General features: G+C 71.6%; 24 protein-coding genes and 2 tRNA genes. 15 read left to right on the forward strand and 11 right to left on the reverse strand.

Features of this window, described 5'->3' with window-relative positions:
• Nucleotides 1-68: 68 nt before the first annotated feature.
• Nucleotides 69-1,883, forward strand: coding sequence for a putative bifunctional diguanylate cyclase/phosphodiesterase (locus AOK03_RS24420; protein WP_055567485.1), 1,815 nt, complete (start codon nucleotides 69-71; stop codon nucleotides 1,881-1,883).
• Between the two features lie 29 nt (nucleotides 1,884-1,912).
• Here AOK03_RS24420 and AOK03_RS24425 read toward each other — a convergent pair whose 3' ends face one another.
• On the reverse strand, nucleotides 1,913-3,013 hold the full coding sequence (locus tag AOK03_RS24425; protein ID WP_244177720.1) for an LLM class flavin-dependent oxidoreductase: 1,101 nt from the start codon (nucleotides 3,011-3,013) through the stop codon (nucleotides 1,913-1,915).
• Nucleotides 3,014-3,150: 137 nt separating this feature from the next.
• On the opposite strand from AOK03_RS24425, the gene AOK03_RS24430 reads away from it, so the two are divergent.
• Nucleotides 3,151-3,399: a hypothetical protein gene (locus AOK03_RS24430; protein ID WP_055567487.1), complete on the forward strand. Its 249-nt coding sequence runs from the start codon at nucleotides 3,151-3,153 to the stop codon at nucleotides 3,397-3,399.
• 65 nt (nucleotides 3,400-3,464) lie between these two features.
• Nucleotides 3,465-3,656, forward strand: a complete 192-nt coding sequence (locus AOK03_RS24435) for a hypothetical protein (protein ID WP_055567520.1) — start codon at nucleotides 3,465-3,467, stop codon at nucleotides 3,654-3,656.
• 12 nt (nucleotides 3,657-3,668) lie between these two features.
• Here AOK03_RS24435 and AOK03_RS24440 read toward each other — a convergent pair whose 3' ends face one another.
• Together AOK03_RS24440 and AOK03_RS24445 are read right to left on the reverse strand one after the other, a co-directional pair.
• The gene (locus AOK03_RS24440) at nucleotides 3,669-4,406 is read right to left on the reverse strand and encodes a maleate cis-trans isomerase family protein (RefSeq protein WP_055567488.1); all 738 of its coding nucleotides are present in this window, start codon (nucleotides 4,404-4,406) and stop codon (nucleotides 3,669-3,671) included.
• Complete coding sequence (locus AOK03_RS24445; protein WP_055567489.1) at nucleotides 4,403-5,236, reverse strand: maleate cis-trans isomerase family protein; 834 nt, start codon at nucleotides 5,234-5,236, stop codon at nucleotides 4,403-4,405. The genes AOK03_RS24440 and AOK03_RS24445 overlap by 4 nt, the downstream gene beginning before the upstream one ends.
• 291 nt (nucleotides 5,237-5,527) lie before the next feature.
• On the opposite strand from AOK03_RS24445, the gene AOK03_RS24450 reads away from it, so the two are divergent.
• Together AOK03_RS24450 and AOK03_RS24455 are read left to right on the forward strand one after the other, a co-directional pair.
• Nucleotides 5,528-6,505, forward strand: a complete 978-nt coding sequence (locus tag AOK03_RS24450; protein ID WP_055567490.1) for a D-2-hydroxyacid dehydrogenase — start codon at nucleotides 5,528-5,530, stop codon at nucleotides 6,503-6,505.
• Between the two features lie 25 nt (nucleotides 6,506-6,530).
• Nucleotides 6,531-7,934, forward strand: coding sequence for an amidase (locus AOK03_RS24455; RefSeq protein ID WP_055567491.1), 1,404 nt, complete (start codon nucleotides 6,531-6,533; stop codon nucleotides 7,932-7,934).
• A gap of 7 nt (nucleotides 7,935-7,941) precedes the next feature.
• Here the strand turns inward: AOK03_RS24455 and AOK03_RS24460 are convergent, their stop codons facing one another.
• Nucleotides 7,942-8,442, reverse strand: a complete 501-nt coding sequence (locus tag AOK03_RS24460; RefSeq protein WP_055567492.1) for a DUF3830 family protein — start codon at nucleotides 8,440-8,442, stop codon at nucleotides 7,942-7,944.
• Between the two features lie 97 nt (nucleotides 8,443-8,539).
• Between AOK03_RS24460 and ehuB the strand changes: the two genes are divergently transcribed.
• The 9 genes from ehuB (at nucleotide 8,540) to AOK03_RS24505 (ending at nucleotide 15,336) form a co-directional block, all read left to right on the forward strand.
• Nucleotides 8,540-9,472: an ectoine/hydroxyectoine ABC transporter substrate-binding protein EhuB gene (gene ehuB / locus AOK03_RS24465; RefSeq protein WP_055567493.1), complete on the forward strand. Its 933-nt coding sequence runs from the start codon at nucleotides 8,540-8,542 to the stop codon at nucleotides 9,470-9,472.
• A complete protein-coding gene (gene ehuC, locus AOK03_RS24470) occupies nucleotides 9,472-10,203 on the forward strand; it encodes an ectoine/hydroxyectoine ABC transporter permease subunit EhuC (protein WP_055567521.1) in 732 nt (243 codons plus the stop codon). Before ehuB ends, ehuC begins: the two co-directional genes overlap by 1 nt.
• On the forward strand, nucleotides 10,200-10,847 hold the full coding sequence (gene ehuD, locus AOK03_RS24475; RefSeq protein WP_055567494.1) for an ectoine/hydroxyectoine ABC transporter permease subunit EhuD: 648 nt from the start codon (nucleotides 10,200-10,202) through the stop codon (nucleotides 10,845-10,847). The genes ehuC and ehuD overlap by 4 nt, the downstream gene beginning before the upstream one ends.
• On the forward strand, nucleotides 10,837-11,652 hold the full coding sequence (gene ehuA, locus AOK03_RS24480; protein WP_055567495.1) for an ectoine/hydroxyectoine ABC transporter ATP-binding protein EhuA: 816 nt from the start codon (nucleotides 10,837-10,839) through the stop codon (nucleotides 11,650-11,652). The genes ehuD and ehuA overlap by 11 nt, the downstream gene beginning before the upstream one ends.
• A gap of 179 nt (nucleotides 11,653-11,831) precedes the next feature.
• Complete coding sequence (locus AOK03_RS24485) at nucleotides 11,832-12,593, forward strand: IclR family transcriptional regulator (RefSeq protein WP_055567496.1); 762 nt, start codon at nucleotides 11,832-11,834, stop codon at nucleotides 12,591-12,593.
• Between the two features lie 48 nt (nucleotides 12,594-12,641).
• Nucleotides 12,642-12,715 (forward strand) — tRNA-Lys (locus tag AOK03_RS24490).
• Between the two features lie 140 nt (nucleotides 12,716-12,855).
• A complete protein-coding gene (locus AOK03_RS24495; RefSeq protein WP_055567497.1) occupies nucleotides 12,856-13,536 on the forward strand; it encodes a DedA family protein in 681 nt (226 codons plus the stop codon).
• A 52-nt stretch (nucleotides 13,537-13,588) separates the two neighbouring features.
• Nucleotides 13,589-14,701: a sensor histidine kinase gene (locus AOK03_RS24500; RefSeq protein ID WP_107098096.1), complete on the forward strand. Its 1,113-nt coding sequence runs from the start codon at nucleotides 13,589-13,591 to the stop codon at nucleotides 14,699-14,701.
• The gene (locus AOK03_RS24505; protein WP_055567499.1) at nucleotides 14,692-15,336 is read left to right on the forward strand and encodes a response regulator transcription factor; all 645 of its coding nucleotides are present in this window, start codon (nucleotides 14,692-14,694) and stop codon (nucleotides 15,334-15,336) included. Before AOK03_RS24500 ends, AOK03_RS24505 begins: the two co-directional genes overlap by 10 nt.
• Nucleotides 15,337-15,372: 36 nt before the next feature.
• Here the strand turns inward: AOK03_RS24505 and AOK03_RS24510 are convergent, their stop codons facing one another.
• The 7 genes from AOK03_RS24510 to AOK03_RS24540 all read right to left on the reverse strand — a co-directional run bounded on the left by AOK03_RS24510 (nucleotide 15,373) and on the right by AOK03_RS24540 (nucleotide 21,996).
• A complete protein-coding gene (locus AOK03_RS24510; RefSeq protein ID WP_055567500.1) occupies nucleotides 15,373-15,714 on the reverse strand; it encodes a hypothetical protein in 342 nt (113 codons plus the stop codon).
• Nucleotides 15,715-15,779: 65 nt separating this feature from the next.
• Nucleotides 15,780-17,438: an AMP-binding protein gene (locus AOK03_RS24515; RefSeq protein ID WP_055567501.1), complete on the reverse strand. Its 1,659-nt coding sequence runs from the start codon at nucleotides 17,436-17,438 to the stop codon at nucleotides 15,780-15,782.
• Nucleotides 17,439-17,478: 40 nt separating this feature from the next.
• Complete coding sequence (locus AOK03_RS24520; RefSeq protein ID WP_055567502.1) at nucleotides 17,479-17,940, reverse strand: DUF3592 domain-containing protein; 462 nt, start codon at nucleotides 17,938-17,940, stop codon at nucleotides 17,479-17,481.
• Between the two features lie 125 nt (nucleotides 17,941-18,065).
• On the reverse strand, nucleotides 18,066-18,668 hold the full coding sequence (locus AOK03_RS24525; protein ID WP_055567503.1) for a lytic polysaccharide monooxygenase auxiliary activity family 9 protein: 603 nt from the start codon (nucleotides 18,666-18,668) through the stop codon (nucleotides 18,066-18,068).
• Between the two features lie 77 nt (nucleotides 18,669-18,745).
• Complete coding sequence (locus AOK03_RS24530) at nucleotides 18,746-19,417, reverse strand: nucleoside/nucleotide kinase family protein (protein WP_244177721.1); 672 nt, start codon at nucleotides 19,415-19,417, stop codon at nucleotides 18,746-18,748.
• Nucleotides 19,401-20,567, reverse strand: a complete 1,167-nt coding sequence (locus AOK03_RS24535; RefSeq protein ID WP_055567505.1) for an SPFH domain-containing protein — start codon at nucleotides 20,565-20,567, stop codon at nucleotides 19,401-19,403. Before AOK03_RS24535 ends, AOK03_RS24530 begins: the two co-directional genes overlap by 17 nt.
• A 91-nt stretch (nucleotides 20,568-20,658) precedes the next feature.
• The gene (locus AOK03_RS24540; RefSeq protein ID WP_055567506.1) at nucleotides 20,659-21,996 is read right to left on the reverse strand and encodes a peptidoglycan-binding protein; all 1,338 of its coding nucleotides are present in this window, start codon (nucleotides 21,994-21,996) and stop codon (nucleotides 20,659-20,661) included.
• Nucleotides 21,997-22,204: 208 nt separating this feature from the next.
• Between AOK03_RS24540 and AOK03_RS24545 the strand changes: the two genes are divergently transcribed.
• Nucleotides 22,205-22,278: transfer RNA gene (locus AOK03_RS24545), tRNA-Lys, on the forward strand.
• Nucleotides 22,279-22,316: the final 38 nt, after the last annotated feature.

Raw genomic sequence — 22,316 nt, forward strand, 5'->3', positions numbered from 1 at the left:
GCCGCCCGCCCCCTGCCCGCCGCCCGACGAGACCTGTCCGGCAACAAACTGCACTGCGGGAGCAAGCGGTGAACGGAACGTCCGAAGGGACCGCATCCACGGTCACAGCACCCGACCGAACCCGTACCGACGTCACGGAGCGTCGCCGAATCGACGGGTCCGACTACCGCGGTGCCTTCGCGGCCGCGCCCCTGCCCCTCGCGGTCGTCGACGGCGACGGCCTCGTCATCAGCGCCAACGACGCCCTGGCCGCCCTCTTCAACGCGGCCCCAGGCGCGCTCACCGGGCGCGTCGCCGCCGACCTGATCGATCTGGGCTCCGACACCCGCACCTGGCACGCGTACCGCGAGGTGCTGCGCGGCCGGCAGGCCAAGCTGCGCTGCACCCGGCGCCTGAAGCACCCCGACGGGCACTCCCTCTGGGTGCAGATCACGGTCTCGCCGATGCCGGAACCCGTCGACCGGGGCGAGGGCGGCGCCGTCCTGCTCGCCGTCACCGACATCAGCGTGCGCCGCGAGCTGCAGGCCAGGCTGCGCCACGTGCAGATGCACGATCCGGTGACCCGGCTGCCCAACCGCAACCTGTTCTTCGAGCGCCTCGCGACCGCCCTGGAGGCGGGCACGTACGACGGCACGAGCACCGGCCGGATCGGGCTCTGCTACCTCGACCTCGACGGGTTCAAGGCGGTCAACGACACCCTCGGCCACCGGGTCGGCGACCGGCTGCTCGCCGCCGTCGCGGAGCGGCTCACGCGCTGCGCCGACCGGGCCGGGTACGGCAGGGCGACGGCACCGCTCGTCGCGCGGCTCGGCGGCGACGAGTTCGCGCTGCTCGTCGAGGACTCGACCGGCACCGACCAGTTGGCCGAGCTCGCCGACACGACGCTCAAGGCGCTGCAGGAACCATTCGACCTGTCCGGGCAGCGGCTCTCCGTCTCCGCGTCCATCGGCGTCGTGGAGCGGCGCGCCGCGGGCACCACGACGACGGGCCTGATGCAGGCCGCCGACACCACGCTGTACTGGGCGAAGACCGACGGCAAGGCCCGCTGGACGCTGTTCGACCCCGAGCGCAACGCCCACCGGATGACCCGGCAGGCCCTCGCGAGCTCGCTGCGGCCCGCGGTCGAGCGCGGCGAGTTCGTCCTGGAGTACCAGCCGTTGGTGGGACTCGACGACGAGGGCCTGCACGGGGTCGAGGCGCTGGTGCGCTGGCAGCATCCGCAGTTCGGACTATTGACGCCGAATCGGTTCATCGGATTGGCCGAGGAAGACGGTTCGATCGTGCAGCTGGGCCGCTGGGTGCTGCGGAGCTCCTGTCTGCAGGCCCGGCGCTGGCAGCTGGAGCACCCGGAGCGGGAGCCGGTGTTCGTCAGCGTCAACGTGGCGGTGCGGCAGGTGTGGGACTCGGACCTGGTCGCCGACGTCGCGGAGATCCTCGCCGAGACCGGACTCCCGGCCCACCTCCTGCAGCTGGAGCTCACCGAGTCCGCCGTGATGGGGTCGGCGGGCCGCCCGCTCCAGGCGCTGCAGGCGCTCAGCGACATGGGCGTGCGGATCGCCATCGACGACTTCGGGACGGGCTACTCGAACCTCGCGTACCTCAGCCGGCTCCCCGTCTCCGTCCTCAAGCTGGACGGCTCCTTCGTACGGGGTTTCCAGTACGAGGAGGGCGAGGAGCACACCAACCCCGCCGACGAGGTCATCGTCGAGGCGATGGTGCAGCTCGCCCACCGGCTGGGCCTGACGGTGACCGCCGAGTGCGTGGAGACCGCCGCGCAGGCCACCCGCCTGCGGCGGATCGGCTGTGACACGGGACAGGGCTGGCTCTACTCCCGGCCGGTCGCGGCGGATCGTATCTCCATACTGCTGAAGGGGGCCGCCTGAGCCGTCGCCCCCTCCGGCAAGGGGAATGGCTACGCCTTCGGCAGGCCGTACGCGTCCGCGATCAGGTCGTAGCTGCGCAGGCGCGCCTCGCCGCTGTGGGCGTTGGCCGTGAGCATCAGCTCGTCGGCGCCGGTGCGCTTGGCGAGGTCGTCCAGGCCGCTGCGGACCTGGTCGGGGGTGCCGTGGACGACGTTGGAGTTCCAGCTGGTGATGAACTCCCGCTCCATCTCGCTGAACCGGTGCGCCTCCGCCTCCTCGGGGGTGGGCACGAGGCCGGGGCGGCCGGTGCGCAGGCGGACCATGTTCAGGGCGGCGGCCATGACCTGGCGGCGGGCCTCGTTCTCGTCCTCGGTCGCGAGCGCCGAGACGCCGATGAGGGCGTAGGGGGCGTCAAGGAGCGCGGAGGGCTTGAACGACTCGCGGTAGAGGTCGAGCGCCGGGATCGTGTTCTGCGCGGAGAAGTGGTGCGCGAAGGCGAACGGCAGGCCGAGGGCGCCCGCGAGGCGGGCGCTGAAGCCGGAGGAGCCGAGCAGCCAGATCGGCGGGCGGTGCGGGGACTGGACGCCGCCGGGCGAGGTCGCCTGGACGGGGCCGGGGACGGCGTGGATGCGGCGGTAGGGGTGGCCGTCGGGGAAGTCGTCGTCCAGGAAGCGCGTGAGCTCGGCGAGCTGCTGCGGGAACTCGTCGGCGCCTTCGCCCAGCCGCTCGGTGCGGCGCAGGGCGGCGGCGGTGGCGCCGTCCGTGCCGGGGGCGCGGCCGAGGCCCAGGTCGACGCGGCCCGGGGCCATCGCCTCCAGGGTGCCGAACTGCTCGGCGATGACGAGCGGGGCGTGGTTGGGCAGCATGACGCCGCCCGAGCCGAGCCGGATGCGTGCGGTGTGGGCGGCGAGGTGGGCGAGGATCACGGCCGGGGACGAGGAGGCGACGCCGGGCATGGAGTGGTGCTCGGCGACCCAGTAGCGGTGGTAGCCGCGGGCCTCGGCCAGCCTGGCGATGTCGACGCTGGTGCGCAGGGCGTCGGTGGCGGTGCGCCCCGCGCCGACGGTGACGAGGTCGAGGACGGACAGGGGCACGGGCGCGGTGCCGTGCCGCTCGCCGCGGATGCCGTCGTCGGTCGGGTCCACTGTCACTTGGGGTGCCTCCTGCACTGCGTACATACGTCGTCTCGTGGCTCTCGTGGCTACGGAACCGGGAACAGGAGGCTCACTCCGTTTTATTCCCCCACTCGGCGGCACGTCGGCACGGCCGCCCGACTACGGTGCTGGCCATGGCTGATCCCCTGAAGACCCTCGTCGACGGAGTCGAGGTCGAGGTGCCCAACACCATCCCCGACATCCGCGCCGCCCTGCCAAAGGACCGGCGCGCGGAGTTCGACCGGGACATCAACGCGGCGGGGATCGACGAGATCCACGCGGTGATGCGGCACTGGATGCTGGAGGCCGTGCCCGATCCCGACGCCGAGGCCCGCCTCGCCCGGCTGGCCTCCGACGAGGCCGAGCGGCGGGGCACGTCGTGAGCCCCCGCCACCGCAGGGCCCACCGCGTCACCTACGCGCCGCCCGCCGACGACACCCTCGCCAAGATGGGCGACGCCGACGCGTTCCGCGCCACCCTCTCCCGCACCCTGGGCCGGTATCCGTACGGCCACGGCTCCACGCCCGTACGGGACGACCCGGACCGCAGGGAGGCGACCGTCGACGGCGCCATCGTCCTCTACTACGTCTCCGGGTCGGTCCAGACGTTAACGGTGGTCAGACTGATCCTCAGCCCGTGACCGCCCGGCCGTCTACTTCCCGGCCTGGACCAGCGGCTCCTTCGTGAAGAGGGCGCCCAGCGCCGGTGCGTTCACCCTGCGCTGGGCCAGCCGCAGGGCCTCCCAGACCGTGACCTGGTTCGCCGTCAGGACGGGCTTGCGGAGGTCGGCCTCCAGGTCGCGGACGTACGCCGCCGTGTGCAGGGCCGTGTCCGGCAGGAGCAGCGCCTCGGCGTCCGGGTGGTCGCCCGCGCGGGCCAGCGCGAAGACCTCGTCGCGGCCCCACGTGCCCACCTCGGCCGCCGTGATGATGCCGCTCCCCCTGACCGCCACGACCTCCACGCCCCCGTCCTTCAGGAAGGCCGAGAAGTGCCCGGCCACGTCCTCCGGATACGTCGCGGCGACCGCGACGCGGGCGGCTCCCACCTCGCGCGCGGCGTGGGCGAAGGCGAACGACGTCGACGAGGCGGGCAGCCCGGCCGCCACGGCCAGCTTGCGGACCTGGTCGTGCGCGCCCTGCCAGCCGAAGACGAAGCTGGCGCTGGTGCACGCCCACACCACCGCCTCGGCGCCGGAGAGCCGCAGCTCCTCGACGCCCGCGGCGAGCCGGTCGGCCGAGCCCATTTCGAGCAGCGCGTCGACCCGGTGCGCGTCCTCACCGATGTCCGTGTGGACGACCTGCAGCCGGATGTCGCTGCCGAGCATCTGCTCCATGCGGGGATAGTCGTCCTCGGCCGAGTGCCCCGGGTAGAGAAATCCGAGTGCCGTCACGTCCAGCCTCCTCCTTCTGCGGGTGGTACTTCGGGCAGGCCCTGGGGCGGCGCCGGCGGGTTCAGCGGCGGACTCGCGCCCGGCCTCGCCGTCGGATCGATCAGCGCCTGATAGGGCCCTACCGCACGCGTACCCAGTCGACGCAGCGCCGACCACATCGTCACCTGGTTCGCGGAGATCACCGGCATGCGCAGTTCCGCTTCCAGTTGCGGGATCACGTCGTACGTCGGGAGGTTCGTGCAGCTGATGAAGAGGCAGTCCACGCCGCCTTCGCTGCCGCGGACCGCGCGGCGGGCCATGTCGGCCACGTCCCGGTAGGGCACCTTCCAGATGTGCCGGGTGAGACCGAGATAGGCGCGTCCCGCAACGGCCGCCCCCGCCTCCGCCAGGTACTCCTCCAGGGACTGGGTGACCGACCAGGTGTAGGGCGTGACGAGCGCGACGCGCCGCGCGCCCAGTTCGTCGAGGGCTTCCAGGAGTGCGCCCGATGTGGTCACCGCGGCGACCGCGCCCTCGCGGGTCATGGCCTCGCACATCGCGCGTTCACCCGGTGTACCGCCGACGAAGCTGCCCGACGTACAGGCGTACGCCAGGACTTCGGGCTCGGCGGCGGTGAGTGCGCGGACCGCCTCGGCGAGGGTCTCGTGCTCGCTGACCAGGCGCGCGAGGTCGAGGCTGACCTCCACGGGTACGTACGGCGTCCGGGTCAGATGGAGGGAGACCTCGTCCGGGATCCAGCGCCACAGTTCGCGGTCGAGGACGAAGTCGAAGGGGGCGACGACACCTACACCTCGCTGTGGGTGCGGTCCGCCGAGAAAAGAGACGTCCATGAGCAGTCCCCAAGTTCGTGCGTGGGTTCAGGGACCGGCCGGGGGCCGGGGACGAGCGATGCCGGCGACGCGCCGGGACGTCGGGACGGGGAGTGGCTGCGCGGACGAACCGACACAGCGTGTGCTAGCGGCTGCACGGAGAGTACTGGTTCTTGGAGAGCCGGTACAGCAGTGCCTCTGTTGACGAAGGTAGGTTCGGGTGCGAGCGTGGTCAATCCGCACATCTCAGACGGCTGAGCCGACTTTCTGACGGGGCTCGGCCGTACCTCTGAACAGGGAAGCGGAATCTCATTGCGAAACGGTGTCCCGTCGGTTTCCGAAACGACCGTCCTCGTCCTTGACGCCGAGCCACCGACCCCGCCGCCACGCCTCGGCAGCCTGGCCGGGCAGGCCCGGATCCTGCACGCCGACGAGGCCACGCTGGCCGAACGACTGCCCCTCGCCGACGCGCTGTTGGTCTGGGACTTCACCTCGGACGCGGTGCGCCGCGCCTGGCCCGGCTCGGGGCCGCGGCCCCGCTGGGTGCACACCGCGAGCGCGGGCGTGGACCATCTGATGTGCCCCGAACTCGCCTCGTCCGACACCGTGGTGACGAACGCCCGGGGCGTCTTCGACCAGCCGATCGCGGAGTACGTGGCCGCGCTGGTGCTTGCCATGGCCAAGGATCTGCCGCGCACCCTGGAGCTGCAGCGCGAGCGCTCCTGGCGCCACCGCGAGACCCAGCGGATCGCGGGCACGCGCGCGTGCGTGATCGGTTCGGGGCCCATCGGGCGGGCCATCGTGCGCACGCTGAAGGGGCTCGGCATCATCACCGCCCTGGTGGGCCGCACGGCGCGGCCCGGGGTGCACGGCGCGGACGAGCTCGACCGGCTGATGGCGCGGGCCGACTGGGTGGTGTGCGCGGCGCCGCTCACGGACGACACGCGGGGCATGTTCGACGCCCGCCGCTTCGGCTTCATGCAGCCGTCGGCTCGGTTCATCAACATCGGGCGCGGGCCCCTCGTCGTCGAGGACGACCTGGTCGAGGCCCTGTCCAAGCGGTGGATCGCGGGCGCCGCCCTCGACGTGTTCGAGAACGAGCCGCTGCCCGCGGACAGCCCGCTGTGGACGACGCCGGGGCTGCTCGTCTCCCCGCACATGAGCGGCGACACGATCGGCTGGCGCGACGCGCTGGGAGCGCAGTTCGTCGAGCTGTTCGAGGCATGGGCGGCGGACCGGCCGCTGACGAACGTGGTCGACAAGGAACGTGGGTATGTCCCAGGTCATTGATCACCCCGTCTGCTGAGGAGCCTGCATGACCGAGCTCGCGGATCTCACGGCCGTACAACTCGTCGACGGCTATCGCAAGGGCGAATTCAGTCCGGTCGATGCGGTCCGTGCCGCCTTGCGCCGGGCCGAGCGGACCCAGCCGGCGGTGAACGCCTTCGTGCGCATCGCCCAGGATTCGGCGTTGTCGCAGGCCGAGGCCAGTACGGAGCGGTGGCGGCGGGGTGCGCCGCAGGGCCTGGTGGACGGCGTTCCGGTGTCGGTGAAGGATCTGCTCCTGCTGCGCGGCGAGCCGACGCTGCGCGGCTCGCGGACGGTGCGCCCGGAGGGCAAGTGGAACGAGGACGCGCCCTCGGTCGCCCGGCTGCGCGAGCACGGCGCGGTGTTCATCGGGCGGACCACCACACCGGAGTTCGGCTGGAAGGGCGTGACGGACGGACCGCAGAGCGGTGTCACCCGGAATCCGCATGATCCGTCGCGCACGTCGGGCGGTTCCAGCGGGGGCAGCGCGGCCGCCGTGGCGGTCGGCGCGGGCCCCCTTTCGCTCGGCACGGACGGCGGCGGCTCGGTGCGGATCCCGGCCTCGTTCTGCGGGATCTTCGCGCTGAAGCCGACGTACGGCCGGGTGCCGCTGTATCCCGCGAGCCCGTTCGGCACGCTCGCCCACGTCGGGCCGATGACGCGCGACGCCGCGGACGCGGCCCTGATGATGGAGGTCATCACGGGCCCCGACGACCGCGACTGGTCGCAGCTGGGTCCCGTGGCGGGGAGCTTCCGGACAGGCCTGGACGGGGGCGTGCGCGGGCTGCGCGTCGCCTACTCCCCTTCGCTGGGCGGGCAGGTCGCGGTGCGTCCCGCCGTCGCGGCGGCGGTGCGCGGGGCGGTGGAGTCGCTCGCCGCGCAGGGGGCGTACGTCGAGGAGGCCGACCCCGACTTCTCCGATCCGGTGGAGGCCTTCCACACCCTGTGGTTCAGCGGGGCGGCGCGCGTCGTGCAGCATCTGTCGCCCGCGCAACGGGAGTTGCTCGACCCGGGGCTGCGGGAGGTCTGCGGGCAGGGCGCGCGGTACAGCGCGCTGGACTACCTCGCGGCCGTCGACATCCGCATGGACCTCGGGCGCCGCATGGGCCGCTTCCACTCGGCGTACGACCTGCTGGTCACGCCGACGCTGCCGATCACGGCGTTCGAGGCGGGCGTCGAGGTGCCGAAGGGGTCGGGGCACCGGCGCTGGACCGGCTGGACCCCGTTCACGTACCCCTTCAACCTGACCCAGCAGCCCGCCGCGACGGTGCCCTGCGGGGTCGACGGCGACGGCCTGCCCATCGGGGTGCAGATCGTGGGGGCGCGGCACGCGGACACGGTGGTGCTCCGTGCCGCGCACGCGCTGTACGAGTCGGGCAGCGCGACGATCGCGCCGCCCGCACTCGGCTGAACACGCCTCAGGCGCGGCGGAAGTTCAGCGTCTCGCCCTGTGCGCCCGCGCGCCACAGGTCGTTGCAGGCCTCGGCCATCCGGTCGAGGCCTTCGACGATCTGGCCCCAGACGATGCCGGGGACCCAGCCGACGTCACCGTTCAGGAGCAGGTTGTTGCGTTCGTAGAAGAGGGCGAGGTCGACGACGGTGGTGCCCGCCCGTACGTCGGCCTCCGCCTCGTACCCGTACGCCTGGGTGCCCAGTTCCGTCCCGGAGAAGGAGAAATAACAGAGATCTCCCGGGATGGGTGTGACGGTCGGATTCTCCAGCGGCGGCTCACGGTCCGCAAAGGCCGGAAAGAGGGCATAGATCTCGTTGCGCGCATACTTCGCGTGATAGACGTCCGAGCCGAGCGGCAGTGCCTCCCACACCGCCGCGCAGGTCACCGGAGCCCGGTCGTCGAGCAGTTTTGCCGTGCACTGAACCCCTCGCTTGGCGAGGGAGACTTCGATGAATCGCTCTGCCATGTGTCCCATGCTCCTCCCTGGGTCAAGGGCACAACGATTGCACCAGGGGCCTGAATTCATCGGCATAACTCGCTTGGAGTCGGGTAGCCGCGCGCCCATGGCTCCACCACTTGGGAACAACGAGGGATTCACAGGCAGAGCGGTGCGCCGCCGCGCGCTGCTCACCGGAGCGGGCGGGGCGGCTCTGGGCGTATTCGGGGCGTCGGCATGCAGCCGCGTTCCCGACGAGGGGAAGGTTGAGGGGGGCGATCTGCTGGACCGCCTGCGCGACAGCGGCACGGTCAGGATCGGTGTCGCGGGCGAGGTCCCGTTCGGATACATCGACGAGAACGGCGAGGTCACGGGCGAGGCACCGGCGATCGCCAAGGTCATCTTCCCCCGCCTCGGCGTACCCAAGGTGGAGGCGGTGCCCACCAAGTTCGGCGCCCTGATCCCCGGTCTCACACAGGCCCGGCAGTTCGACGTGGTGTCGGCGGGGATGTACATCACGCCGGTCCGCTGCGCCCAGGTGCTGTTCTCCGACCCCGACTACCTGATGCTCGACTCCTTCATCGTGAAGAAGGGCAACCCGCACGGCATCAAGGACTACGACGACATCGCCAAGAAGGGTCTGAAGCTGGCGAGCGGCACCGCCTACGCGGAGATCGCCTACGCCGAGGCCGCCGGCGTGAAGGACGTCCTCATCCTGCCCGATCAGGTGGCGGGGATGGATGCCGTGGCCCAGGGCCGGGTGGACGCCTTCGCCGGCACCAACGTCACCGTGCGCACGGTGATCAAGAACAACGCGCGGGTCGAGGCGACGGAGGCCTTCCAGCCCATAGTCGACGGCAAGCCTGCCTACGGCGCGGGCGGCTTCGCCTTCCGGCCCTCCGAGAAGAACCTGCGGGACGCCTTCAACAAGGAGCTGCACAAGCTCAAGGACAGCGGTGAACTCCTGCGGATCGTGAAGCCGTTCGGCTTCACCGAGACCGAGATGACGAAGCTGACCGTGGAAAAGCTGTGTCCCCCGGCGAAGGGCGCCTCGTCATGATGTCGTCGCAGTTCTTCGAGAACTGGTTCCTGCCGGGCATCTGGATCACCGTCCAGGTCACGTTCCTCAGCGCCGCCCTCGCCTTCGTGATCGCCTTCCCGATCGGTGTGCTGCGCACGTCGCGGCTGTGGATCGTGCGGTTCCTCGCCGGGGCCTACTTCGAGATCTTCCGCAGCACGTCGTCGCTGGTCTTCATGTTCTGGATCGCGTTCACGGTGCCGCCGCTGTTCAACATCAGCTTCCAGCCGATGTTCGCGGGCGTGCTCGCGCTCGGCATCACCTACGGAGCGTACGCCTCCGAGATCGTGCGCGGCGCGCTCGCCGCGGTGCCGCCCGCGCAGCGCGAGGCGGGCATCGCCCTGAACTTCACCCCGCTGCAGCGGCTGCGCCGCATCGAGCTCCCGCAGGCCTGGCCGGAGATGATCCCGCCGTTCAACAACCTGCTCATCGAGCTCCTGAAGGGCACCTCGCTGGTGTCCCTCATCGCGGTGGCCGACATGACGTTCGCCGGTGACCTGCTGCGGCTCGTCAAGAACGAGAGCGCACCGATCTACACGCTGCTGCTCGCCCTGTACTTCGTCTTCGCGTTCATCCTCACGCGCGGCATGCGGCTCCTGGAGCGGCACGCCAAGAAGCGGGTGGGACAGACGACGGAGAAGACGAGCCTCTTCGGCGGGCTGCGCTCCAAGTCGTCGATCGACGTCGTCTCGGGCACGGGGGGTGCCAAGTGAACTGGAACTGGGATCACGTCGACGAATTCATGCCGCTCTTCTGGGACGGCGTGGAGCTCACCCTCAAGGCGCTGCTCTTCGGCTCCTTGATCGCCTTCTCCCTCGGTCTGGTCTGGGCGGTCGCCCAGCGCTCGCCGAAGAAGTGGATCCGCTGGCCGGTGACGATGGTCACCGAGTTCATCCGGAACACCCCGCTCCTGGTGCAGCTGTTCTTCCTGTTCTACGTGGTGCCCGAGTGGGGCCCTTCCATGTCTCCGCTCACCACGGGCATCGTGGGCCTGGGGCTGCACTACTCGACGTACACCTCGGAGGTCTACCGGGCAGGCATCGAGGGCGTACCGGCGGGCCAGTGGGAGGCGGCGACCGCGCTCAGCCTCTCCAAGCGCCGCACCTGGACGGCCGTCGTCCTGCCGCAGGCGGTCCGCAGGGTCATCCCCGCGCTCGGCAACTACGTGATCGTCATGCTGAAGGAATCGCCGCAGATGGCGGCCATCGGCGCGCTCGACATGCTGGGCCAGGCCCAGAACTACAGCCAGACGACCTTCACCTTCGAGGCGATCAGTGTGGTCGGTGTCGCCTTCATCGTCATCGCCTACCCGGCCTCTCTTCTTCTGCGAGTTTTGGAGCGTCGCCTTGTCCGCTGACAACAGCACTTCCCAGGAAATCCCCAATCCGGCCGTCGACGGCAGCGAGCTGATCCGCTTCGACAAGGTCGTCAAGCGCTACGGCTCCAACGTCGTCCTCGACGAGCTGGACTTCTCCGTCGCCTCCGGCAAGCACGTGACGCTGATCGGGCCCTCCGGTTCCGGCAAGACCACGATCCTGCGGCTCCTGATGACGCTGGTGAAGCCGGAGCAGGGCACGATCAAGGTCGGCGGCAAGTACCTCACCCACGAGGAGAAGAACGGCAAGCTCGTGCCCGCGGGCGAGAAGCACGTCCGTGAGGTCCGCAAGAACATCGGGATGGTGTTCCAGCAGTTCAACCTCTTCCCGAACATGAAGGTGCTGCGGAACATCACCGAGGCGCCCGTCTCCGTCCTCGGCATGTCCAAGGACGAGGCCGAGGTGCGGGCCCGCGAGCTGCTGGACATGGTGGGGCTCGGCGACCGCTGCGACGCCTATCCGACGCAGCTCTCCGGCGGCCAGCAGCAGCGCGTCGCCATCGCGCGGGCCCTGGCGATGCGCCCGCAGGTGCTGCTGCTCGACGAGGTGACGTCCGCGCTCGACCCGGAGCTGGTGGCGGGCGTCCTGGACGTGCTCCGCGACATCGCGCACACCACGGACATCACGATGCTGTGCGTGACGCACGAGATGAACTTCGCCCGGGACATCTCCGACCAGGTACTGATGTTCGACTCGGGTCGGGTCATCGAGTCCGGGACCCCGGAGAAGATCTTCACGGAGCCGGAGCACGAGCGCACCCGCGAGTTCCTCAGCGCGGTGCTGTGACGGTTGAGGCGGGCCCACGGTCACGGGCATGACCTGGGCATATGCCAGAGTGGCGCGTTCCTGATGACGGATCAGGAGCGCGCCGCCAATCTCCTCAACAGACGCTCCGAATACGTCACTTGACGGTTATCGTGGTACGGAGCCCGACTGTCCGGAACAGTTCCACGCAGGGGGAAGCCGTGGCGATGCAGCACGAGGCGATCACGCCGCACCGCTCCGTCCAGAGCGCCCTGCGGGTGCTCGAGACCGTCGCCCGGCACAGCACCGGAGTGACCGCGGCCCGGATCGCCCGCGACACCGGAGTGCCCCTGGCCCAGCTCACCCCCCTGCTGCGCATGCTGACCAGCGAGGGGTACGTCGAAGAGCTCACCGACGGCGGTGCGTACGTCACCGGGGAGACCCTCAGCCGCCTCGGCTCGACCCGCCACCACGCGGCGGCGCTCCGCGAGAAGCTGCAGCGCACCCTGGACGGGCTGCGCGACTCCATCGGCGCCGCGGTCTACATCAGCCGGTACGTGGACGGCGAGGTCCGCGTCACCGAGTTCGCGGCGGGCCCCGGCACCCCCGCGGTCAACGAATGGGTGGACTTCCGCTCCTCCGCGCACGCCAGCGCGGTCGGCAAGAGCCTGCTCACCCAGCTCGACGTGAACGGCCGCCGGGACCACCTCTCCCGCCACAAGATGGCCCGCCTCACCTCCCGGACGATCACGAACGAGCAGGTCCTGCTCAACCGTCTCGCGTCGCAGCCCGCCACGGTCCCGGTCCTGGACCTCCAGGAGTACGCGGTCGGCACGGTCTGCGCGGCCGTCCCCATCACCGCGGGCTCCGCCGTCGGCTGCCTCGCCCTGTCCCTGCCGGTCGAGCACGCCCACCGGCTGCGCGAGGCCGCGGACACGCTGAACCGCGGGGCGGCGCCGGTGCTGCTCTCGCTCGCGATCTAGCGTGTCCGGAGCACCCCTTGGGACCAGGTACTATTTATGAGTCAGCAGGCGCCGCTAGCTCAGTTGGTTAGAGCAGCTGACTCTTAATCAGCGGGTCCGGGGTTCGAGTCCCTGGCGGCGCACTTGCGAATGCCGAAAGGGCGTTCCCGGTCTCCGGGAACGCCCTTTCGCGTACGCCGGGGCCGAGGGTGCGGTTTTCCGCACCCCCATCCGACGGCAACCCCCATACCGTCGATGACCTGCGATTTCTAGCGTTGCTCCCATGGATCTCATGACTCTCGCCCTCCCCCAGGAACCCGCCGGCGGCATCGCGGGCTGGGCCGCGGACCTCGTGGACACCCTGGGCGGTCCCGGCGCGGGGCTCGCCATCGCCCTGGAGAACCTCTTCCCGCCGCTGCCCAGCGAGGTGATCCTGCCGCTGACCGGCTTCGCCGCCGGACAAGGAGTGATCAGCCTCGCCTCCGCACTGTTCTGGACGACGCTCGGCTCGGTGGTCGGCGCCGCCGCCCTGTACGGGATCGGGGTGCTCTTCGGCCGCGAGCGCATGCACGCGCTGTGGGCGAAGCTGCCGCTGGTCAAGACCTCCGACCTGGAGCGGACCGAGGCGTGGTTCGCCAAGCACGGCACGAAGGCCGTGTTCTTCGGCCGGATGGTGCCGATCTTCCGCAGCCTGATCTCCGTGCCCGCCGGGGTGGAGCGGATGCGGCTGCCGGTCTTCCTCGCCCTGACCACGCTGGGCAGCCTGGTCTGGAACTCCGTGCTCGTGCTGGCCGGGTACTGGCTGGGTGACCAGTGGGACGCGGTGGAGACGTACGTGGGGCTCCTGTCCAAGGCCGTCCTGGTCCTGGTCGTCGCGGCCTTCGCGGTGTACGTGGCGGTGCGCGTCCGGTCCCGGAAGCGGCCGGGGGCCGCCACCGAGGCCCGCCACCGCCGCACGGACTAGGGCTCGGCTAATGTCGGGCGATGTGAGGGAACCCGTTGCCGCGCCGCTGCTCATGCGGGTCGCCGGGGTGCTCGTGGGGTGCCTCACCGCCCTGCTCGGGCTGCTGTACTTCGTCGTGGCCGGGGCGGCGCTCGGCGCCTTCCTGCTCTGGCCGCGCACCCGCGGGCGCGCCCACGCACTCCTCGCGGCGGGCGCCCGCAGGCTCACCGCGCTGGAGCGGCGCCGCCGGTCCCTCTTCTTCCGCGACGTGTTCCCCGAGCACCGCGCCGACGACCGGCAGATCCTGCGCTATCTCGCGGCCCGCACGTACTCCGGGCTGCTGTGCGCGGTCGTGGTCGGTCTCGTCGACTTCGGTGCCGTCCTCGCGGGGATCTTCGCGGTCGGGCTCACCCGGTCCTCGATGACCTGGGTGGACGTGCTCAGCCAGGTCGTGCTCGGCGGCACCCTGCTCTTCCTCGCCGTGCAGGGGCTGCGCGCGCTGACCGAGCAGGACGCCCGGCTGGCCCGCGAGTGCTTCGGCCCCTCCGAGCGCGAGCTCCTCCAGCGCCGCATCGACGAGCTGGCCACCAGCCGGGCCGCGGTGGTGCGGGCCGTCGACGTGGAGCGGCGGCGCGTCGAGCGCGATCTGCACGACGGCGTGCAGCAGCGGCTCGTGGCCCTCGCCATGCTGCTCGGCCGGGCCCGCCGCGGCCGCGCCCCCGAGCGGGCCGACGCCCTGCTCGAACAGGCCCACAAGGAGGCCCAGGAGGTCCTCACCGAGCTGCGCGAGGTGGCCTGGCGGGTCTACCCCACCGCGCTCGACAGCCTGGGGTTGCGCGAGGCGCTCGGCGGGGTGTCGGAGCGGTGCGCGGTGCCGGTGCGCATGGAGTACGACGTACCGGATCCGCTGCCCTCCGCCGTCGAGACGGCCGCGTACTTCGTCGTGTCGGAGGCCGTGAACAACGCCGCCAAGCACGCGGCGGCCGAGGAGATCTCCGTCCGTGTGCAGCAGCGGGGGACGACGCTCCGCGTCCTCGTCCGCGACACCGGGATCGGCGGCGCCGACCCCGCGGGCAGCGGACTCACCGGCCTGGGCAGCCGGGTCGCCGCGCTCGACGGCACCCTGCACGTCGAAAGCCCCCTCGGGGGTCCCACCACGATCACCGCGGAGCTGCCGTGCGCGTAATCCTCGCCGAGGACTCGACCCTGCTGCGGGAGGGCCTGGTCCGGCTGCTCGCCGAGGAGGGCCACGAGGTCCTCGCCGCCGTGGGGGACGCCGACGCGCTGCTGCGCGAGGTCGAGGCGCACACGCCCGACGTCGTCGTCACCGACATCCGGATGCCGCCCGACCACACCGACGAGGGCCTGCGCGCGGCGGTGCGCATCCGTGAGCTCCGCCCGGAGATCGGCGTGGTCGTCCTCTCCCAGTACGTGGAGCGCAACTACGCCGCGCAGCTGCTCACTTCGAGCGCCGAGCGGGTCGGCTACCTCCTCAAGGACCGGGTCGCGCAGGTCGAGGAGTTCCTCGACGCGCTGGAGCGGGTGCACGCCGGTGGCGCCGCCATCGACCCCGAAGTCGTACGGCAGTTGCTCATCCGCACCACCCACGTCGACCCGCTGACGCGCCTCACGCCGAGGGAGCGCACGGTCCTGGAGGCGCTGGCCGAGGGCCACACCAACGCGGCCATCGGAGAGAAGCTGCACATCTCCCTGAGCGCGGTCGAGAAGAACCTGAACGCGATCTTCGACAAGCTGGGCCTGCACCGCACGACCGGTTACAGCCGCCGGGTCCTCGCGGTGCTGCGGTACTTGGAGTCCTGAGGTCCCGCGCGCCCGCGGGGCGGACTTACGAGGGGCCTACGACAGCACGAACCCGTCCATGAACAGCGCCGCGGCGAGCCCCGCGGCCAGCAGCCAGGTGCCGAGCCTGGTGCGGCCCCGGCGGCTCAGCTCGATGACCCCGCCGCAGAGGATGAGCAGCAGGCCGTAGACGCCGACGACGAGGACCGAGGACCTGCTCGCCAGCCGCAGCACCAGCACGACCGCGGCCGCGGCCATCAGCAGCGAGGCCGCCGCGATGCGGGCGCGCCGGGCGCGGGCGGCGGGCGTGGGGCCGTCCTGCGGCGTGACCTCGTCCTGGAGGCCGTCCCGCGTCGGGTCGCTCGGTGCCGTCGGCTCGGTCTGTTCAGGCGCGCTCATGGATGTGGATCGTAATCGTTCATGGGAGCGGTTTTACCGACTTGTGTTCCTTCACCACGGATTCCTCACGCGAGCAGGGAGTCGCGGCCCTGGGCGCGGTACCGGCCCAGGAGGTCCGTCACGTCGGAGGGCGTCAGGGGTGCGTAGACGGAGGCGCCGGGCGGGCGCCACCAGACCGGGTCGGCGCAGCGGAAATCCTCGCGGCGCAGCGCCCCGCGAGCCACCTTGTTCGTCGCCGTCACCGGCATCCGCCGGACCACCCGCACGAAGCCGGGCGTCATCTTGGTACCCAAGTCGGGCTGTGCCAGCAGGAATTCGGCGAAGGCGAGCGGGTCGAAGGGGGTGTCGGGCGGTGGCGAGAGCGCCGCCATCACCTGGTCGCCGGAGACCGGGTCGGGCACCGCGTACACCGCGACCGCCGCCGCCCCCTCGTACCGCGCGAGGATGTTCTCGATCATCGCCGCCGCCAGGTTCTCGCCGTCCACCCGCAGCCGGTCGTCCGTGCGGCCCGCGAAGTAGAGGTACCCGGCGGTGTCGCGGTAGAAGAGGTCTCCCGTCCAGTACCAGCCGTCCCGTCGGCGTTCCGCCTGCGCCTCCTCGTTGCGCCAGTACCCCTCGAAGGGGTTCGGCCCGCGGTTCACCAACTCCCCTATCGCCGATTCCCCGTTCAGGAGGCGCCCGGACGCGGTGAACCGGGCGGCCTCGCACTCCCGGCGCGTCCCCGGGCCCACCACCGCCAGGTCGTCGCCGGGCGCCGCGCGGCCGATCGCGCCCGGGGGCGTGCCCGGGGTGCGCTGGATCGCCGCGCCGCCCTCGGAGGATCCGTACCCCTCGACGAGCCGCACCCCGAACCGCTCCTCGAAGCGTGCCGCGTCCACCGCGCCGGCCTCGGTCCCGAAGCCGATCCGAAGGGGGTTCTCCCGGTCGTCCGGGCGCTCGGGCGTGGCCAGGACGTACTGGACCGCCCGCCCCACGTAGGTGAAGTACGTCGCCCCGAAGTCGCGTACGTCGGAGAGGAACCGGGACGCGGAGAAGCGGGCGCGCAGCGCCACGCCCGCGCCCGCGGCGAGCGCCGGGGCCCAGTCCGCGATCACCGCGTTGCCGTGGAACATGGGCATGCAGATGTAGTGGGTGTCCTCGGCGCGCACGCCGAAGTGCGCGACCAGGGAGCGGCCCGCGGCGGCGAGCCTGCCCTGGCTGCAGATCGCCGCCTTGGGCGTGCCGGTCGAGCCGGACGTGAAGTAGAGCAGCATGCGGCTGCCGGGGCGCACCGTCCGGGCGATGTCCGGCTTCGCGTCGGCGTAGGGCGCGAGGAGGTGCGCGTAGGCCTCCGTGTCCGTCACCAGGACGCGTACGCCGGGGAGTTCGAGGCCGTCGAGCAGGGGCAGGTGGGCCCGTTCGGTGACGAGGACCGTGCAGTCGGTGTGCAGGATGTCGCGGGCCAGCTCCGGGCCGCGCCGCGTGGGGTTGATGCCCGCCACGGCCGCGCCCGCGAGGGCCGCCGCGCTCAGCCAGAGCGGGTATTCGGGGGTGTTGTCGAGCAGGACGCCGATGTGTGGCGCGGCGTGCCGTGGCAGCAGGTCGGCGAGGAGCGCGGCTCTGGCCGCCGCGCCCGCCGTCATCCGGTGGTGGCTCAGCTCACCGCCCGCGTGGCGCAGGCCGGTGCGGTGGTCGCCCCACCGCGCCTGTACGAGTTCCGCGACCGTTGCATCGGTGGACTCCATGGGCGCGCACCATAATTGACGCCACGTCAGAAGTGGAGCGTCACGGCATGCCGTTGAAGATGTCGTCCTCGAAGAGGGAGTGCGCGGTCGCCATGAAGAAGACGCAGAACGCCACTATGACGCCGAAGAAACAGAGCAGGCCCACCGTGCCCGCCGCCATCGCGTAGGGGCGCGGCGCGTGGGCGGTCGCGGCTTCGGGACGCGCGGCCTCGTAGTGCACGGTGACGATGTCGCCCTCGACGGTCGTCGCCGGGCCGTCCTCCTCCTCGAAGCGGACGGGGCGGCCCGCGCGGGGCGTGAATTCGTAGACGTGGTGCAGCGTCGTGGAGAGGGTGTCACTGTGACCGCTCGTCGTCGTGTACGTGCGCAGACAGCGCCCCTCGGCCGTGAGCCCGCTGTTCCAGGCCCGGCTCACCCGGGCCGATCGCTTGACCACCTCGGCCGCCATGAGGATCGCCCCCAGGGCGATGATTCCCGGCACGGCGTAGAACACGAACTCCATGAGGATCCCCCGACATCGGTTCCGGCCGCCCGCACGACGTGCGCGCGGCTCTGCGCACGCCGTGAGGTCGGCACGGCGTGCGCAGAACCTACCCGTGGGGTGTGGGGAAGATCCTCAAGCATTCCTCAGAACTTGACGTCCGAGCAGGCGTAGAACGCGTTCGACGTGTCCGCGACCGTCCAGACGGCGACGATCACGTGGTGGCCGCTGCGACCGCCGGGGATCGTGCCGCTGTGCGAGAGGGTCGCGGGCGGCTGCTGGCTGTTGTACGGCACATTGAGGAACGGCGTGGTCTCCAGGGCGGACCTGGTCACCGCCTTGCTGTCGTCCCAGCCCTGCTTGGTGATGTAGTACTTGAAATCCGTGGTGCGGTGGCGAGCGGTGAACTGCCATCGGAACGTGTAGCTCTGACCACCGCTCACCTGCGTCGTCGGCCATGCTCCGCCGCCCGGCGTCTTGGGCGAGTTGAGCTGGTCGAACCCGGCGATGCCCGCCGAACAGATCTTGCCGTCGGCAGGACCCGCGGCCGGGAAGCCCTTGGGACCCTCGACGCTCTGCGGCTCGTACTGGATGGAGCCGCAGTTGGACACCACGCCCTTGGCGCAGTTGATCTGCCGGCTGGCCGGCAGATCCGTGTAGCCGTGGCTGCTGGCGCCCCCGGCGGAGAGCGCGAACGCGCCGACCGTGCCGAGGCCGACCATGGCCGCGTACATCTTCTTGTTTCGCATGTGCCGCTCCTGCCGAACGTGGGAGTTCCGTGGGACGTGCGCGCACTGCGGTCTAGACCAAGTTCAGATTATTGCCGTTAGTTGAACATGTCCATACCAATCGTGGAGAGGATCCGTCCGCATCGCCGACGCGAGGTCTCCACGAGTTCACCGTTGGGTCCGTCGTTCGTCGCGAGCCAGGCCGCGGCCTCCTCCGACGTCCGACCGCCCGCCAACTGCCGCTCCATCAAACGCTGTTCGCGTACCTCTCCAGGTGAGTCGAGGTACCAGCACTCCCCCATCAGCCCCCGCGCCTCGCGCCAGCCGGGCAGATCGCAGGCGAGATAGTTCCCCTCGGTGACCACCAGCCGGGCGGCCGGGGCGACGCGGTGCCGGGCCGCGATCGGTTCGTGGAGCGTGCGGTCGTAATCGGGTACGTAGATGTCGTGCGCCGGATCGTCGAGCACCCGGCGCAGCAGCGCGACGTACCCCGCCACGTCGAAGCTGGGCTCCGAACCCTTCCGGCCGGTCAGGCCGAGCCGCGCCAACTGGTCGTTGGAGAGGTGGAAGCCGTCCAGCGGCAGATAGGCGGCGCTCTCGCCGATCCGCTCGACCAGGGCCCGCGCGAGCGTGGACTTGCCGGTGCCGGGCGGACCCGCGATGCCCAGGACGGCGCGCGGGACACCGTCCGCCAGCCGCCGGGCGTCGGCGGCGAGCGCCGCGAGGCCGGTCGCCTCCCCGGCCCTCCTCATGTCATCGGTGTTCTCCATGGCCCGTATAGAACGCCACCGTCAGGTCCTTCACCAAAGCCTTGCGCTCGTAGTCGTCCAGCTCCACCAGCCCCCGGGTGGTCAGCCGCGTCACCGTGTCCTCGACCGAGTCGACCACCGAGGTCAGGACGGTGTCGCGGTGCCGCGCATCGAGGGCTGCGACCCGGCGGCGCTGCATCACGGCGGCGACCTCGGGGGCGTACTCGATGCGGGACGGCTGCACCGAGAACACCTCGACGCCCACCGCCTCCGCGTCCGCGGCGAGCGCCCGGGTCAGCGCGGAGCCGACGGCGTCGGCGTCGCGCAGGGTCGGGCCGTCGTCGTGGAAGGCGTCTGCGGGCAGCCGCGAGAGGACCCGGGCCGTCGTCGCCTCCACGCACTCCCGCAGATACTCCTGGTGGTCCTCGACCGCGAGCGTCGCCCGCGCCGGGTCCTTCACCCGCCACACGACGAGGAGCACGACGCGCAGGGCCACGCCGCCGCGGTCCACGGCCGGCATCGGCTCGCTCCGCCAGTGCCGCAGCCGTACGTCGACACGGCGCCGCAGCAGCAGCGGGTTCACCCACATCAGGCCGGTGCGGCGGACCGTGCCCCGGTAGCGGCCGAAGAGGCTGAGCACCCAGGCCCGGCCCACCCGGCCGCGGGCCAGACCGCCGAACCCGAAGAGACCGAGCGTCCCCGACCCGGCCAGCGACGCCCACTGCGCGGCGCCGAGACCGGCCCCCTCGTACCCCGGCAGCCCCGTCACCCGCAGCGCGGGCTCGGGCAGCACCCCCGCCCACCACAGCGAGAGCACGCACCCGGCGACACCCGCGCAGCCGCCGAGCACCCCGGCGAAGCCGGGCAGGACGCGCGCCCGCCGCGGCACGAGGGCCGGGTCGACGTCGGGCACGGGCCGGGCGACCGGCGCGGTCACGTACGGCGTGCTCCGCCGCGTCACCCGCGGCTGCTCCCCCGACCCCTGCCTGCGCCGCACCACGGCGGGCGCGAGCGGCACGCCCGTCGCGTCGTCCGGGTCGTCGCGGAAGAGCAGGTGCACGGGGATCTCGGTGGTGGCCTCGCTCCGGATCACCCGTGGCGACCGCGCGGCCGGCTCGGGCGCCCCGTCGGCCTGCGGGGACTCTGGCTGTGAAGCTGCCGTCGCGCTCATCCGTGCCTCCGACTCGTTCGGGCCTCGATCTCTTTCGTGCTCGCACCGCTCGCCGGCACACCCGCGCCCCTCACCGGCACACCCGCCCCGCTCACCGGAACAACCGCCGCCACGTCTCCGGCCCCGGATGGCCGTCGGCCGCCGCGCCCCGCCAGCCCTGGGCCCGCTGGAACGCCTCCACGTTGCGCCGGTCGCTCTCGCTCCAGACCGGCCCCGGACCCCGCGCGTAGTGCTTGCCGAAGCCCTTCTTCACCAGCTGCCTGCCGAGCCGCTCGACCGCCGGGTGCGAGCGGCCCGGCCGGAACACGTCCCGGCCCGGGTAGCCGGGCGCCGGCGCACTACGCCCCGCGCTGCCACCGGCCCCGGGCGCGCCGGCCGCCGGGATGTCCCGGCCCTTCCCCTTCATCAGATACGCCCACGTCGTCGGCCCCGGCAGGCCGTCCGCGTCCTGGCCCCGCCAGCCCTGCGCCCGCTGGAACGCCTGCGTCGCCCTGCGATCCGCGTCGCTCCAGCGCGGCCCCGGCCCCGACCGGTAGAAGCGCTTGCCGCCCCGGGCGACCAGCGCCTTGCCGAGCCGCGTCACGTACGTGTTGTTCGCCCCAGGCCCGAAGGACCCCGCGCCCGGGTACCGCGTCGAGGCGGGGCCCGACGTGCCCGAGCCGCCCGGCGAGCCGCCGCCCACGCCCTTGTAGCGATAGGCCAGATAGCTGTTCCGGTTGGTCCAGTAGGCATAGGGAGTGGCCTGTTTCCTGGCGTGCGGACGTGCCTGTTCGTACGCGATGTAATGCGTGTGCGTGTAGTCCGTCCAGCCCCCGAAAAGGGTCACGTGCGAGCCCTTGTTGGGGTCCGCAGGGTTATGGAACAGAAGAATGTCGCCGGGCTGCAGATCGTCCTTGGCAATACGCACGGCATAGGTGCCGAGGCTGCCCGTCCATTCGTTTCCACTCAGGTTCCAGGCCATCGAGACAAAGCCCGAGCAGTCCTGCCGGTAGCCGTCGGACCAGTACGTGTCCATGCTGTACGGCACCTTCGCCGCGACCCACTTCTTGGCCCGGTTGATGATCGCCGTCCGGGTGGTCGCCCGGACGGCGGCTGCTCCCGGCGGGCCCGGTGCCGCGGTGACCGAGCGGCCGTGCAGCGGGCTCGTGCCGCCCTGCGGGGTGCCGGGGCCGTCGTCCGCCGGGACCGCGCCGGTACCCGCCAGGTGGCCCCCCACCTCGGCGGATGCCGTCGCGGGCAGCGTCTGGCCGCCGAGCACGGTGCCCGCCGCCGCGGCGAGGACGAGGGCGCGGCGCGCGCCGTGCGCCGCGGGATGGCCGCCGAGCCGCAGGGGCAGAGCGTGCGGCGCCGTGCGCCGCCAGTGAATACAGCCGGGACAGTCGCAGTCGCTCTCGGGGGTGAATTCCTCGAATACCGGAGCGTCCTCCATGCGATTCCCCTCACACCCCAGAAAAGAATGTTCGCGCATCTGCACGTCCGCCAGTTTCTCAACCGTCCCGGGATACCGCATGTTGACGGTCCGAATGATGCACCGGCCCCGCCCGCGGCCCTCCCCGGCGCCTCCCGGCCCCGGCGGGGCGGCCGCCGGGTGGTCCTGAGCACCCCCCGACATCCGGTAGAGTTCTCCAGGTCAGCAGGCGCCGCTAGCTCAGTTGGTTAGAGCAGCTGACTCTTAATCAGCGGGTCCGGGGTTCGAGTCCCTGGCGGCGCACAGACAGCGAAGGCCCTCCGTTCACGCGGAGGGCCTTC

Origin of the sequence: Streptomyces atriruber, assembly GCF_001418325.1 — a bacterium.
Taxonomy (GTDB): Bacteria; Actinomycetota; Actinomycetes; order Streptomycetales; family Streptomycetaceae; genus Streptomyces; species Streptomyces atriruber.